Below are 14943 nucleotides of genomic sequence, written 5' to 3'. Positions count from 1 at the left end.
AGCAGCTATTCTACCGTAACTGACTTAGCCAGATTACGCGGCTGATCCACGTCAGCCCCCCGGCGGAGGGCCATGGCGTAGGCAAACAACTGCAGGGGGATGACATTCAAAACTGAGGCCAGCAGAGGGGTGGTGCTGGGCACCTCGATGACGTGGTCGGCTTTTTCCCGGACCTGGGTATCTTCCGGATTGATCAGGGCAATGACTCGCCCGCCCCGCGCCCGCACCTGCTCGATGTTGGAGAGCATTTTTTCGTAGACGGGATCGCGGGTGGCAATACACACCACCGGCATGCGCTCGTCGATGAGGGCAATGGGGCCATGCTTCATCTCCCCTGCTGGGTAGCCCTCGGCGTGGATGTAGCTGACTTCTTTCATCTTTAGCGCCCCCTCCAGGGCAATGGGGGCATTGACCCAGCGGCCCAGATAAAGCATGTCGGTGACGTGGTGGTACTGCTCGGCCAACTGCTCGTAGAGGGCGGCGTCTTTTAGCAGGAGGCTAATCTTGCTCGGCAGCTCGATGAGAGCTTGCAGGTGGGATCGGATCTGGGCGGGGCTGAGGATCCCTTTGGCCTGGGCCAGTTGCAGGGCCAGCAGGTACCCTGCCACCAGCATGCCGGTAAACACCTTGGTGGAGGCAACGGCAATCTCCGGCCCGGCGTGGAGGTAGATGACCCCCGCATCCGCCAGGCGCGTGGCCTGGGAGCCAATGGCGTTGACAATGGCCAGGGTGGGGATCCCTTGGGTGCGGGCCTCGCTCATGGCTGCTAGCGTATCCACCGTCTCACCGGACTGGGTGAGGGCTACAAGCAGGTCGTGGGGACGCAGCACTGGCTGGCGGTAGCGAAATTCGGAAGCATAGTCTACCTGCACCGGGATGCGAGCCAGGCTCTCAATGAAGTACTTGAGCACCAGACAAGCATGCCAGGCAGTGCCGCAGGCCACGGCATGAATCTGCTCCACCTGGGCCAGCTGCGCCTCCGTCAGGGCCAGTCCCTCCAGGTTCACCCGCCCCCTTTCCAGATCCGTCCGCCCCCGCAGCGTCTCAGTGATGGTGCGCGGCTGCTCATGGATCTCTTTTTGCATGAAGTGCTTGTAGCCCCCCTTGGCCGCCGAGACGGGATCCCAGGCCACGGTGAGGGGGGGTTTGCGCAGCTCTTCGCCGGTAATGCGTAGGTAGCGCACGCTGGAGGCAGTGAGGATGGCCATCTCCCCATCTTCCAGAAACACCACCCTGCGGGTGTGGCGGATGATGGCGGGCAGATCCGAGGCAACAAAATTTTCCCCTTCTCCTTCGCCAATCACTACAGCCCCCGCATTACCCAAGCGGGCGGCGATTAGCCGATCCGGCACCTCCCGATCCAAAGCCACCACAGCATTTCCCCCCCGCAGTCGTTCCATCACCTTGGCAAAGGCCACCTCAAAAGATCCCAGCTCCTCAGTGTAGAAGCCGAGGAGTTGGGCGATGACTTCGGTATCGGTCTGGGAGCGAAAGGCAACCCCTCGCTGCAGAAGCTCCTCCTTCAGCTCCAGGTAGTTCTCCACAATGCCGTTTTGGATAACCACAATGCGGCCGCGGGCATCACAGTGGGGGTGGGCATTTTCCTCACTGACACCGCCGTGGGTGGCCCAGCGGGTGTGGCCGATCCCTACCTTGGCTGTGGGCATGTTGGTAGTGAGTTTCACCAGCAAGTTGTGCAGCTTGCCAGTGGCCCGCACAATCCTCAAGCCCTCTTCTGGATCCACTGTGGCAATACCGGCGGAGTCATAGCCGCGATACTCCAAGGTGCGCAAGCCCTCCACCAGAATGGGGGCAGCCCACTGAAAGCCCACATAGCCGACAATGCCACACATTCCTCACACCTCAACCCTGCTCGCGTCAGCGGTGGGGAGCACCCCATTGGCAAAGCCTACCCCAGCTTCGGGAACCCATCAATGGTTTCTGCGGCCGCCGGCGGGTGGCCAGCGTGGAAGCGGCGGACTGGTTGTTAAGCTCCTGCCAGAGGGGGAGGCCAGGCAGGCTGCTATTGCCCTTCTGGGGAGCTAGAGGCAGCCCCCTCGGCAAAAGGAAACAGGCGCAAAACGGAAGCGATACCCTTGGGCTGCTGCAGGCTGGATCCCGTCTTCTGCGGGGGCCTTGGAGACCAAGTTGTTCAGCCCCAGCACCAGCTCCCGGAGAGCGCGGCGAAACTGGGGATCCCCCGTCAGCTCGTCAATGTCAGCAGTGATCTTTTGCACATTTTGAAAGGAGATGCGGGCCGAGTCTAGGGTTTGGCGCAGGGTGGCCAGGGTGCCCGGATCGTTGAGGGCAGCCGTAATCTGCCGCAGATCCTCAGTGGCCTTGGCCGCGTTCTCCGCCGCTACTCGCGCCCCTGCCAGGAGCTGGCGCACATTCTCTTGCAGTTGGGGATCGGTAAGCAGGGGGCGAACCGCGCTTGACATGGCTTGTAGATCGGCACTGACCTGCTGGATATTGGCCAGGGCAGCATAGAGGGAGGGGCGGTTCTGGGCCACCAGCAGGGCAAACTGGTCAGCAGCTGCTTGCAAACTTTGAGCTGTTCCCTTCGCCGCCACAGCCGTCTCCCGGATAGCCGCGGCGGCAGCGCTAAATTGCGATAAATCCAGCTCCTCCACCCGCTTTTCCACGCTTTCCGAGAGACTGGACAGGCTGTTGGCAACGCGGGTGACTTCCTCCAAGGTAGCGTTGAGGGTATCGAAGAGCTCGTCACTGTTGATGCGCCGCACCAGTTGATCCAGCTGGATCAACAACTGGCCAAAATCTACCCCCGCTGTGCCCTCCACCACATCGCCATTGCAGATGATTTGGCTGCGGTCGCAGTCGGGCGCCAAGGGAGATCCTGCTACCTGAACAGCCGTCCGCGGCAGGATGTCCATCACCGTCTCCCCCACTAGCCCTGTCTGGGTGGTAACAAACAGGGCATCGCGGGGGATGGCCAGCGGCTGGTCGATGGCCACCTGCACCTCCACCTGGGCCGCCTGGGGCAGGATGCGCTCCACCCGGCCCACGGCTACCCCCCGCAGCCGCACGCTGGAGCCTTCCGCCAGGCCAGATACGTTGGGATAGGTGACGGTAAACTGGAAGCCGCGGCTGCCAAAGCGCAAGTTGTAGATCCACAAAAACAGCCCAGCAAAGCCCAGTGCCCCTGCCAGGATCAACAGGCCCACGGCCCCTTCTCGGATTGCTCGCGAACGCATCACACCTGCCCTGCCACTTGAATTGGCCCTTCTACGCTACCGCTGAAAAATTGCCGCACAAAGGGGTTGTCGCTTGTCTCAATCTCTTGCACGGATCCCTCCCACTGCACCCGCCCCTGGGCCAAGAGCACGATGCGGTCGGTAGCGCGGTAGATGGTGCTGTGCTGGTGGGTCACCACGATGTAGCTCTCGCAAGCTTTTTTCACCCGCTGCAGATCCCGGATGAGATCTTCGATCACCGTGGAAGCAATCGGATCCAGGCCCGCTGTGGGCTCGTCGTAGAGTAGGAGTTGGGGCTCGTTTTGGGGCAGCGAAGGATCTTCCATGATGGCGCGGGCAAAGCTAACCCGCTTGCGCATCCCCCCCGAGAGCTCCTCCGGCAGGCTGTCCTCCTTACCCGCCAGCCCCACTGCTTCCAGCTTGGCTGCCACCAGCTCTCGAATGCGTGCCCTTGGCAGCCGCGAGTGCTCATAGAGCAAAAACCCGACGTTTTCCTCCACCGTCAGGGAGTCGAAGAGGGCCGCTTGCTGGAATACCATGCCTACCCGCAAGGGGGGAGTGCGGTGGTGGAGCTGAATCTCCGGCAGGGGGATGCCGCACCAGAACACCTCGCCAGCGTCCGGCTCTGTCAGGCCAGCGATGATGCGCAACAGAGTTGATTTGCCGGTGCCAGAAGGCCCCACTAGCCCCAGAGCATCGCCCCGATGCACCTTCAGATCGACTTGGTCAAGCACCAGCGTGGTTCCAAAGCGCTTGGAAACCTGCCGTAGCTCCACCAAGGGTACGGGATCTCCCTTCCCCGCTCCAGACTGGGGTTGGGGACTCTCCGCTGGCGGCGGCTGTTGGCCGTTCAGGCTGGTGCCAATGTCCTTTCTGAAGCACTTCGCCCAACACTTCCAGCAGAACTGCAAGGTCAGGGTGCCTCCCTCCCGTGGCTTGCGTTCCATTGCTAGTTTAAGAGCCGTCGCACTACGCGAACAACTTGCTGCTGTTGCCTCCAGCAGCTAAGGCTACGGAGCACCTGCCAGCCTTTGTCTCTTAGCCACCAGACCTCCCAGGTCCAGGGATCCGGAACAAGCTGTCCGTGAGGCTCCTTAGTCCGGCTGTAGCTCGGGAGCAGGCTCGGCCTCAGGCAGGGGGGCTAGGCTGGCAGGGATCCCTTCGGTTCGGTGGAACTCCTTGAGATCGGCCAGGGCCAGGGGCTGTTCCTCGGCTGCCGCGCAGGAGCTGGTACGCTGCGAAAAGCCCCAGATAAACAAAGGCAGCACAGCCACCACCATCCCCCATTCCGGAATCTCAATTTGGGGGAAGAACACCTCCAGCAGCATGAGGATCCCTACCAGCGCGATGATGGCAAAGGCAGCATCCTCCAGACGGGAAAACTCATCCAGCCAGCGCAAAAACAAAGAGGCCATGTAGCGCATTAGGGTAATGCCGAGGATGCCCCCCAGGATAATCACCCAGGCCTTGCGGGAGACAGCTACAGAAGCAGCAATACTGTCAAACGAGAACACGAGATCGGTGAGCTCCACCATGACCAGGGTTTGCCAAAAATTGGCCTGGCGGGTGAGGTCCTGCGCCGGGCCTTCCTCCTGCCCGCGAAAATGTTGCCAGGCCAGCCAGAGCAGGTAGCAGGCCCCCAAAAATCGAGCAGGGGGGTACTCGACCAACCAAACCGCTGCAAACACAATGGCGATGCGAAAACTGTAGGCACCTACGATGCCCCAGCGTAGGGCCCGGTGTTGTTGCTGAGGGGTGGGCAAATGCTTGACCAAAGCCGCGAGGGCGACAGCATTGTCTGCAGAGAGGGCCGCTTCCAAAAACACCAAGACCACCACCAAAAAGAGGTCCGTCCAAGTGAAGGACTGAATTATCCCTTGAACAACAGTGGTACCTATTGCCTCGATTGACATAGCAGCAAGCTTCACGTACCCCAGTCAAAAAAATTGTTGTTCGGTGCAGCCAACTCCAGACCGCTATCCCAGATCTCTCGACAACCCCTTCCAGGAGATTTTTATGGTCGTTGAGGAAGCGCCCCAAAGACACCTAACAAAAGATACCTGGAGAAGGGATCCCTCCCTCAATTTTTGGCCACAACCTCCCCTCCAAAGCCCTAGCATGGCCTGAGTATAGCCTGTCCGGCTTGGGATCGTTTTACATTTCTTAACCTTCTCTGCTCTCTCCAGGAGGTGCAGGGGAGGGCAACCGCGATGCCAGGCGGTGGCCACAGCGCAGGATCTGGGCAGCTAGGATGGCCGCCCCAAAGCCGTTGTCGATGTTCACCACTCCCACGCCGGCAGCGCAGGAGTTGAGCATGGTCAGCAGCGCGGCCAAGCCCTGGAAGCTGGCCCCGTAGCCAATGCTAGTGGGCACAGCAATCACCGGACAGTCCGCCAGGCCGGCCACTACGCTAGCCAAGGCTCCCTCCATGCCCGCCACCACGATCAGCACATCGGCCTCTAGGGCAGCGCGGTGGTGCAGCAGGCGATGGATCCCGGCTACCCCCACATCCCAAAGGCGCTTGACCGTAAACCCGCAAAGCTCGGCGGTAAGCGCGGCCTCTTCAGCTACCGGCACATCGGCGGTGCCAGCGGAAATGACACTAATCTGACCGGGATAGCGGGGTGCCTGCTGGGCCGGGAGCCAACACAGACGGGCCACTGGAGAATACTGCGCCTGGGGCAGCCAGCGGCGGATCTGGTCATAGGTAGAAGCCTCCACGCGGGTGGCCAAAGCCAGGGATCCCTGCCAGTGGAGCCGTTCTAGGATCTGGGCAATTTGCTCAGGGGTTTTGCCCGGCCCCCACACTGCTTCGGGAAAGCCCGTGCGCCAAGGACGGTGGTGATCCAGGCGGGCGAAGTCTCCCACGGTCTCGAAGGGCAGAAAGCGACAGGCTTGCAGGGCTTGTTCGGGAGAGAGCCTCCCTTGAGCCACTGCCTGCAACAGTTCTCGCAAGCTTTGGGTTGGGTCGGCCATAGCTAGGGGATTGAGCAGCTCTACTGGGCCAAAGACCGGCGTGGGAAAAACAACACCGGATGCCAACTTTGCCGCAGGATCTCGCCAGTGAGGCTGCGAACCGACCACTCCCAAAAGCTGCCCACCCGCGGAGAGGCGGTGGCAATGGCGGTCACGTCCTCAGCAGCGGCAGTGGCCAGGATCTCCTGCAGCGGCGATCCCACCCGTACCAGGGCCCGCACCTGCAGCGGCTGCACCTGCTCGTTCAACGGCCCGATTACCTGAGCCAAGTCGGCCTCAGCCTTGCGTTTGAGCACCTCCACCGCCATGCCCTGGTTGCGGCGGGCGCTGGGATCCACTACATAGAGCAGGGTAACTGACTGGCACTGGGAAGTTCCCGGCAGCAGTTGACCAAGACGCTCAAGCAGTTGCCGGCGCGGCTCTTCAAAGTCAAAGGGTACCAGGAGGCTGCGAAGGAGGTGGCGGCTGCGCAGACGCAACTCCTCTAGGGTAAAGACGGCCAGCAGTTGCGGTCGCATCACCAGCAAGGGGATGGTTAACTTAGGCAGCAGCTCCACAGTGGTGCTGCCAAACAGTTTTTCCGTGAGCAGGTTGTGGATCCCCATGCCGGTGATTAGCAAGTCGGAGCTGTAGGTTTGGATCCCCTTTAAAATCAGATCCACCGCCTTGCCCGCCTGTACCAAGACCTTGACTTCCAGCCCCCCAGGAATGGCGCTCAACACCTCCTGCAGGCGAGCCTGTTGCGCCTGCACGGCGGGGGTGATGTCTTCGGGAAGGCCTATGTCGTCGTCCTGCCAGGCAATGCTGTGCACGAAGGCAACGCGTTCAATCCCATTCAGGTGAAGCTCTTCCAGGCATTTGCCAAAACGCTGCAGTCCATCTCGGCAGTCAGTGGCAATCAGCAGGCTTTTGAACATATGGCTTTGGGCAGAGGGGGGTAGGCAGCAACGGCGCCCTGCTCCAGCAGGGGCAATCTCAGGCTAACACCTCGCAGGCTTAGACCTGCCCTTGAAAGGGAGTCCGGATCCACCTCTGCCGCAGCTTTTGCTTATCGATAGGGGTCTGCCAAGTTCCGAAACTGGGTGTACTGGCTTTCAAACAAAAGGCGCACGGTGCCGGTGGGGCCGTTGCGGTGCTTGGCGATGATCACTTCGGCAATGCCGCGATCGCTGGTGTTGGGATCGTAGTACTCTGGGCGGTAGATCATCATCACCACGTCGGCATCCTGTTCAATGCTGTTGTGCACCAGCAGACCGTTGGCCACAAAATTGTGGTGGCGGGGCATTTCAATGTCGTAAACCGGCTGCGGCTCCCCCGGCTCGCTGATGAAGACGACTGGATCCCAGATCAATCCCTCCTGCACCACCACCGCCACCTCCTCTTCCAGTTGCAGCTCGTCGAGGGTTTTCCAGCCTTCCCGAGTCAGGAAGGGGTGGTTGCCAGTGGCGCGAATGGAGAAGTTGAGGCGGGTTCTCAGAAGACAAGTGGGCTGTCGCCCACTGCAAAATACCTTCACCGGCTGTTGGGGCACCAAGCGCCCGCGCCCGTTGAGGCTAAGCAGGCGCGGTAGTTCCGCTGAAGGCGGCAGGGCTGCCAGCTGATCTAGCCGCCAGATCTTGCCGCGATCTACGTCCCTCACGCGGGTGTCGCCGGCCAGGCAACCCGACTCTCGCAAATCTGCTAGCTGCGGCCGCTTGTCCGAGCGCGACTCCACCGCCCGGCTAAGCTGAGACAGCACCAGCACCGGCACCCTCAGCTCTTTGGCTAGCGCCTTGAGGCCGCGGGTAATGCGCGACAACTCCTGCACCCGGTTGTCGGACTCTGATCCCTGGATTAACTGCAAGTAGTCGATCAACACCAGTCCCAATGTCCCCCCTTGCTCCACCTGCAGACGCCGCGCCTTGGAGCGAATTTCTGTAACAGTGCAATTGGGTGTGTCGTCGATAAACAAAGGCAGTTGTGACAAAAAGCCAATGGCTTGACCCAGGCGCTGCCACTCGTTTTCACTGATGCGCCCTGAGCGCAGACGACTGCTCTCAATGCGGGCTTCGCTGGCTAGAAGCCTCTGCACCAGCTGCTCCCGCGACATCTCTAGGCTGAAGATGGCTACCGGTTGCTTGACGTAGGCAGCCACATTTTGGGCAATATTAAGGGCCAGGCTGGTTTTTCCCATCGAGGGACGGCCGGCTAGGATGACCAGATCCGACCGCTGCAAGCCCTGGGTTAGGTTGTCGAGGTCAATGAATTTGGTCGGGATCCCGGGGAACTGGGCCCCACTTTGGAATTTCTCCTCCAAATCGGAGAAGAGGCTCACCAAAACTTCCGAGGCCGGAACAAGGCTGCGCTGCACTCGCTCCTGGGTGAGGCTGAACACCTCTTGCTCAGCCCGATCCAGGAGCTGAGAGAGGGGCTGGCTAGTGTCGTAGGCCAGACGCGCCAAGTTGCTGCTGACTTGAATCAGCCGGCGGCGCATGTACTTGTCCACCACCAGGCGGGCGTACTGGTCAATGTTGACACTGCTAACTGTCTGCTCCACCAGGCGACGAATTGCCGCCGTCCCGCCCACTCGCTCGAGGAGGTGGTGATCTGCCAACCAGGCAGAAACCGTCATTAGATCGGTGGGTTGGCCTTGGCTGTGCAGGTGCAGGGCGGCTCGATAAATCTCCTGGTGGGCCGAGAGGTAAAACATCTCGGGACGCAGGAACTCCGCTACCCGCGCCATTGCCTCGGGATCGAGGAGAATGCCCCCCAGGATCTCCTCCTCAGCTTCTACGTTCTGCGGCGGAAGTCGATCCCCACCTGTCAGGTCGTAATCGCCAATCACCACCAGCCAGGATAGAAAAACCAACCCAGCTCCACACTCGCCAGCTGCTTGGCCGAGCACCTTAAGCGGCCAGGCCAAGCTTTACTTGCTATCTCCCATTGCCCCCTGGGATTTCTCTCTCACTCAGGCGTGACCTGAATGCGTAGCGTGGCTGTTACTTCTGGGTGCAGCTTCACTTGCACCAGGTAAACCCCGGTTTTCTTGATCTCCTCGTTGAGCAGAATGTTGCGGCGATCGATATCCAGGCCGCTGGTGGCCAGCACCACCTCGGCAATGTCGGTGGTGGTCACTTGCCCGAAGAGCAAATCCTTTTCGCCTACCTTCTTGCGGATGACAAAGCGACCGATGGTCTCCAAAGCCTTTTTGTAGTTTTCCGCCTGTTGCTTCTCCGCCAATTTGCGGGCAGCCTCCTGCTCCCGACGCATCTGCTGCTCCTTGAGAAGCCCAGGCGTAAGCCGCACCGCCATCTGCCGCGGGAAAAGGTAGTTGCGGGCATAGCCAGGCTTGACACTCACCACCTCCCCTGGGCTGCCCAAGCCCGGGACCGCCTGGCGCAGCATAACCTGCACGTTACGTTTAGCCATGGAGGAAAGCACTGAATTTTCTCGCCAGTCTTCCATTCTAAGCATTTGCCAAGCTGATGTCAGCCTAAAGAGCTCGGAAAACTCAGCCGGTCCCAGAGCCCAGCCGTAGGCCCTTGAATCCGGGGGTCTTCACGCTGCGTTTCCTCGATCGAGGGTATTCTCCCCTGCAAGGGATCCCTGGAAAGAGCGACAAGGGAGACTAGCTACAGACAGAAATAACCTGATTTTAACCTCACGTTAACCAAAAAGGATAAACGTTATATTACATTAACGACAAGAACCAGAGTGGCAAGGGTCTTTAACGGGATCCCTTGTTTTTTTGAGATCAGCCCGGCTTGAGCAGGTTCTGAGGTTAGAGCACTCAGAGTTGGATCGAGACACCATCTTCATCTGGGAGATTTCTGTATGTTGATGCTGCGCTCCTTGGGACGTCGTTCTTTCCTGAAGTCCGTCTCTGCCACGGTTGCTGGGTTTGTGGCCAGCCAGGCAAATTGGCAGCGGGTATTTGCTCAGAAGACCGTAACCATCAACGGCGCTGGAGCTACTTTCCCGGCTCCCATCTACCAAACTTGGGCTCAAGAATTTGGCAAGAAAAACCCCAACATCCAAGTCAACTATCAGTCGGTGGGGAGCGGTGCCGGGCGGCGGTAATTTGTGGCTCGCACTGTCGATTTCGGCGCCAGCGACAGTGTGCCGCGTCCCGAAGAGATCAGCCAGATCGAGAGTGAAGCCAACCCTCCCAAGGGCATGGTGGCCGTGCCGATGGTGGGGGGGGCAGTGGTGGCAGCCTACAACATCCCCGGCGTGGGCCCCGAAATTCGCCTCTCTCGCCTAGCGCTGGTAAATATCTTCTTGGGCAAAATTAAGAACTGGAACGATCCGCTGCTGGCTGGCCTTAATCCAGGGGTGACTTTCCCGGATTTGCCGATTACCGTTGTGCACCGCTCCGACGGCAGCGGCACCACCGACATCTTTACCACCCACCTCAACGCCATTAGCCCGGAATGGCGGCAAAAAGTGGGTCGTGGCTCTTCCGTGAACTGGCCAACCGGGGTAGGAGCTCGCGGTAACGAAGGTGTTTCCGAGCAGATTAAGCAGATCCCTGGCGCGATTGGCTATGTGGAGTTCGGCTTCGCCAAGCTCAACAACCTGAACATCGCTCGCCTGGAAAACCGGTCGGGCAAGTTCGTCACCCCCAAAGTTGAGACGGAGCAGGCGGCACTGGCCAGAATCAAGCTTGACGAGCGGCTGTTGGGGGTTGACCCGGATCCCGCCGGGGAAGACTCCTACCCCATTGTGGGCTACACGTGGATCTTGGCCTACAAAGTCTACCCCAAAGCTGAAACCTCCAAAGCTGTCAAGGAGTTTCTCCGCTACGGCCTCACGGAAGGGCAATCCTTCGCGGAGCCGCTGGGCTATGTGCCCTTGCCGGAAGAAACGCGGCAGAAAGCTCTGGCTGCTCTGGAAAACATCACGCCGTAAAAGTTGGTACCTCCTACTCGGCAGATGACCACTACTTTTTCTTCAGAGAGCAGTTCTCTATTTCGGCCCCGGCCCGTCTTCCAGCGCCGGCGCGACTGGTTGTTCATCTGGGCAACGCGGATTGCCGTCTTTTTCTCGGCTTTGCTGCTGTTGTGGATTGCCCTGGAGATTGGGATCCAGTCGCTACCTGCCATTCAGAAGTTCGGGCTGGGCTTTTTCTGGGGCACCACCTGGGATCCTGTTGAGAACAACTACGGCGCTTGGCCCCAGATCTACGGCACCCTGGTGACTTCTCTGATTGCCCTGATCGTGGGCGTTCCTTTTAGCTTCGGCATCTCCATCTTTTTGAGTGAGGACTTTCTGCCCAAGTCTTTGCGCACAGTCTTGATCATCGTGGTGGAGCTGCTGGCAGCCATTCCCAGCGTGGTCTACGGCATTTGGGGGTTGTTTATCTTCATTCCCTTCTTTCGCCCGATTCAGATGTTCCTGTTCCAGAACTTCAGGTGGTTGCCCATTTTCAGTACGCCACCGGTGGGGCCGGGGATGCTGACGGCAGGGGTTGTCTTGGGGATCATGATCATCCCCATCATCACTGCCATTGCCAGGGAAGTGCTGGTGGCCGTTCCGCCGGAGTTGCGGGCGGCTGCCTATGCGATGGGGGCCACTCGCTGGGAAGCCATCTTTGGGGTTGTGCTGCCGGCGGCCATTGGCGGCATGCTAGGGGCGGTGGTTTTGGGTTTGGGACGTGCCTTGGGGGAGACGATGGCAGTGGCAATGCTAATTGGTAATGCCCGCGGTATTAGCGTCTCGCTCCTGGCTCCTGCCAGCAACATCCCGGCCCTGTTGGCCAACGAGTTCGCAGAAGCAGGCCCTGAGCAGGTGGCAGCGCTCATGTATGTGGCCTTGATTTTGTTGGCCATCACTCTGGTAGTTAACATTGCGGCGGAGCTGATGATACGCCGTGTCAAGTTCGCGTTGACAGCTTCGCGGGAGTAGAGGAACATGACGACGCAAGTTCAGGCGGTAGAGCAAGGCAATTTGTTCAAGCGCAGAGCAAAGTCCTGGCGGCGCGTCTTCTTGGATGTAGGAATGACAGCGCTGACAGTTTTCTCCAGCCTCTTTGCCATTTTCGTGCTGGTTCTTATCCTCTACTACGTTTTCACCAGAGGCATCGAGCGCTTGAACTGGCAAGCGCTGACCCAACTTCCCCCTCCTCCCGGCGATCAGGTGGGCGGATTTGGCAACGCGGTGCTGGGGACAATTATTGTGGTGTCGATTGCTATCGCCATCACCTTCCCCATCGGACTGTTTGCTGCCATCTATCTCTCGGAGTTTGGCCAAAACAGACCTATAGCTTCCTTTCTGCGCTTCATCATCAAGGTGTTGACAGGGGTTCCCTCTATCATTGCCGGGGTGTTTGCCTACGGGGTGTTGGTGCTCTCCACCAAGACCTTCTCGGCCCTCGCCGGCGGGGTGGCTCTATCGGTGTTGACCCTGCCCATCATTATTTTGTCTTGTGAAGAGGCGCTGCGCCTGGTGCCGGCAGATACGCGGGCTGCTGCCTATGCGCTGGGGGCTTCGCGAGTGCAGACGGTGTTTCGCGTGGTGTTGCCGGCAGCTCTGCCGGTGATCCTGACGGGGGTGACGTTGGCCATTGCCCGCGCTGCGGGTGAGACGGCGCCCCTGATCTTCACTGCTTTGTTTAGCTTCCTCTGGCCCAGCGGTCTGTTGAAACCGGTAGCTTCACTGGCTGTGTTGATCTACAACTTTGCCCTCGTTCCTTTTGAAAACCAGCAGAAGATTGCCTGGGGAGGGGCTTTGGCTCTGGTGATTTTGGTGTTGATCACCACGGTCAGTTTTCGGCTCATCGTCAGTCGTCGGCAGGAAACCATCACCATCTAATCCCTCTCACGTGTTGCTTTAACTCAATCTAGGCTTTGCAGTGACGTTATCTCCTTCGGTACTCCTATGCGCTCTCCACTCTCTGGCAAATCCGACTCTCCTGAGAAATCCACCCGTTTGGAGGTTGAACTAGAGACGCGGGATTTGAGCGTCTACTACGGCTCCCACCTAGCGGTTAAGCAGGTTTCCCTGAAGATCCCGAAAAATCACATCACCGCCTTTATTGGCCCCTCAGGCTGCGGCAAGAGCACCATCTTGCGCTGCTTTAATCGTATGAACGATCTCATCCCGGGAGCAAGGGTAGAAGGCTCGGTCATTTTTCACGGGAAAAATATCTACGACCCAGATGTGGATCCCTCTGAGGTGCGGCGGCGGGTTGGCTTGGTATTTCAGAAGCCCAACCCCTTCCCCAAGTCTATCTACGACAACATTGCCTTTGGGCCACGGATCAATGGCTACCAGGGGGATCTAGACGAGCTGGTGGAGCGCACGCTGCGCCAGGCTGTTCTCTGGGATGAGGTGAAAGATAAGTTGAGGATGAGCGCCCTTTCCCTCTCCGGCGGACAACAGCAGCGCCTCTGCATTGCCCGCACCTTGGCCATTCAGCCGGAAGTGATCCTGATGGACGAGCCCTGTGCCTCGCTAGATCCCATTTCAACGCTGCGCATTGAGGAGCTGATGAAGGAATTGGGGCGTCGCTACACAATTATCATCGTCACCCACAACATGCAGCAGGCGGCACGTGTGTCCGACTTCACGGCTTTCTTCAACACCGAAGTTGACGAGGAAGGGTTCCGTTATGGGCGGCTAGTAGAGTTTGACCGCACCGAGAAGATCTTCAACTCTCCCGCCAATCGCGAGACGGAAGAATACGTGAGCGGACGGTTTGGCTAATCCCCCGCCCATTTCTGCTGGCGCCAAGCCAGATCTGGTCGAGAGGGATCCCGCTCTCCTATCCTGAGAAATTGGAAAATCGGGTAGGAGCTGTTAACAGCAGCAAGATGGCCGAGCGGGTGCGCCTGGATAGCTGGTTGGTGGAGCGGGGATATTTCTCTTCCCGCCAGCAGGCCCAGCGCGCCATCCTCGCAGGGGAAGTTTTCCTCAATGGGGTGCGGGCGGAGAAGGCTGGAGCCTGGGTGAGCGGGGATCCCATGGTCCACATCCAGTCCAAGCCTGCTTTTGTCTCGCGGGGGGGAGAAAAGCTGCAGGGGGCGCTGCAGACCTTTCCTGTTCAGGTGCAGGGCCGTGTTTGTTTGGATGCGGGCATCTCTACGGGGGGCTTTACCGATTGCCTACTCAAACAGGGGGCGCAGCGGGTCTATGGGGTGGATGTGGGCTATGGGCAGTTGGCTTGGTCTTTGCGAAGCGACCCGCGGGTGATTGTCAAGGAAAGAACCAACTTGCGCTATCTGCAGCCAGCCGATCTCTACGGAACTGAGGTGCCCACCCCCAGCTGGGCGGATCTGGCCGTGGTGGATCTCTCTTTTATTTCCCTAACCAAGGTGTTGGATCCCTTGTGGAAGCTGTTGCGGTCGCCGCGGGAGGCTCTGCTGCTGGTCAAGCCCCAGTTTGAGGCCGGCCGAGGCCAGGTGGGCAAAAGGGGAGTCGTGCGGGATCCGGCCATCCATGCCCGCGTGCTGCAGACGGTAATGCAGGCGGCGGTGGCCCGCGGCTGGCGGGTGCAGGGCTATACCTGGTCGCCCATCAGTGGTCCCGCTGGCAACATCGAGTACTGGCTCTGGCTGGCGGAAGGAGAAGGGATCCCGCTTCCCACCTTCAGCGCCTTACAGCAGCTGAGCGAGCAGGCAAAAGCAGCTCTTTGCTCCCCTAGCCGCCAGCTCAGCCCTGGGTTAACGTAAGGTGCGGAATTCCCCACGGTCTATACGGTGGGGATGGATAGCACCCTCTGACTGATTCTGGTTCTAGGGAGCAAATCATGCCAAAGCCTAGCCCTTCCCAA

12 protein-coding genes and 1 pseudogene are annotated in these 14943 nt (G+C 59.5%); 5 read left to right on the top strand and 8 right to left on the bottom strand.

Annotated elements, in window-relative coordinates:
* Positions 1-5: 5 nt before the first annotated feature.
* The 8 genes from glmS to rplI all read right to left on the bottom strand — a co-directional run bounded on the left by glmS (position 6) and on the right by rplI (position 9599).
* Positions 6-1853: a glutamine--fructose-6-phosphate transaminase (isomerizing) gene (glmS, locus tag NW830_RS07090; RefSeq protein WP_414361502.1), complete on the bottom strand. Its 1848-nt coding sequence runs from the start codon at positions 1851-1853 to the stop codon at positions 6-8.
* 189 nt (positions 1854-2042) lie between these two features.
* Positions 2043-3215, bottom strand: coding sequence for an MlaD family protein (locus tag NW830_RS07085; protein WP_414361503.1), 1173 nt, complete (start codon positions 3213-3215; stop codon positions 2043-2045).
* A complete protein-coding gene (locus tag NW830_RS07080; RefSeq protein WP_414361505.1) occupies positions 3215-4162 on the bottom strand; it encodes an ABC transporter ATP-binding protein in 948 nt (315 codons plus the stop codon). The genes NW830_RS07085 and NW830_RS07080 overlap by 1 nt, the downstream gene beginning before the upstream one ends.
* 147 nt (positions 4163-4309) lie before the next feature.
* Entirely contained in the window at positions 4310-5143 is an 834-nt protein-coding gene (locus NW830_RS07075; RefSeq protein WP_414361506.1) for a TerC family protein, read from the bottom strand.
* Between the two features lie 235 nt (positions 5144-5378).
* Positions 5379-6191 carry a nickel pincer cofactor biosynthesis protein LarB gene (gene larB, locus NW830_RS07070; protein WP_414361508.1) on the bottom strand — a complete coding sequence of 271 codons (813 nt, stop codon included), beginning with the start codon at positions 6189-6191 and terminating at the stop codon, positions 5379-5381.
* 20 nt (positions 6192-6211) lie between these two features.
* On the bottom strand, positions 6212-7108 hold the full coding sequence (locus NW830_RS07065; protein WP_414361510.1) for a universal stress protein: 897 nt from the start codon (positions 7106-7108) through the stop codon (positions 6212-6214).
* A gap of 131 nt (positions 7109-7239) precedes the next feature.
* Positions 7240-8997, bottom strand: a complete 1758-nt coding sequence (dnaB, locus tag NW830_RS07060) for a replicative DNA helicase (RefSeq protein WP_414361535.1) — start codon at positions 8995-8997, stop codon at positions 7240-7242.
* A 137-nt stretch (positions 8998-9134) separates the two neighbouring features.
* Positions 9135-9599: a 50S ribosomal protein L9 gene (rplI, locus tag NW830_RS07055; RefSeq protein WP_414361512.1), complete on the bottom strand. Its 465-nt coding sequence runs from the start codon at positions 9597-9599 to the stop codon at positions 9135-9137.
* Between the two features lie 405 nt (positions 9600-10004).
* Between rplI and pstS the strand changes: the two are divergent.
* The 5 genes and pseudogenes from pstS (at position 10005) to NW830_RS07030 (ending at position 14842) form a co-directional block, all read left to right on the top strand.
* A pseudogene (gene pstS / locus NW830_RS07050) lies at positions 10005-11081 on the top strand (phosphate ABC transporter substrate-binding protein PstS).
* 24 nt (positions 11082-11105) lie between these two features.
* A complete protein-coding gene (gene pstC, locus NW830_RS07045; RefSeq protein ID WP_414365798.1) occupies positions 11106-12077 on the top strand; it encodes a phosphate ABC transporter permease subunit PstC in 972 nt (323 codons plus the stop codon).
* A 6-nt stretch (positions 12078-12083) separates the two neighbouring features.
* Positions 12084-12983 (top strand): phosphate ABC transporter permease PstA, encoded by a 900-nt coding sequence (gene pstA, locus NW830_RS07040; RefSeq protein ID WP_414404629.1) that lies wholly within the window; start codon positions 12084-12086, stop codon positions 12981-12983.
* A 66-nt stretch (positions 12984-13049) separates the two neighbouring features.
* On the top strand, positions 13050-13877 hold the full coding sequence (gene pstB, locus NW830_RS07035; RefSeq protein ID WP_414404628.1) for a phosphate ABC transporter ATP-binding protein PstB: 828 nt from the start codon (positions 13050-13052) through the stop codon (positions 13875-13877).
* A gap of 107 nt (positions 13878-13984) precedes the next feature.
* A complete protein-coding gene (locus tag NW830_RS07030; protein ID WP_414361521.1) occupies positions 13985-14842 on the top strand; it encodes a TlyA family RNA methyltransferase in 858 nt (285 codons plus the stop codon).
* Positions 14843-14943: the final 101 nt, after the last annotated feature.

It is taken from the genome of Synechococcus sp. OH30 (assembly GCF_047462175.1).
In the GTDB taxonomy this organism is placed as follows: Bacteria; Cyanobacteriota; Cyanobacteriia; order Thermostichales; family Thermostichaceae; genus Thermostichus.
This window is presented reverse-complemented; position numbering and strand designations above follow the sequence as displayed.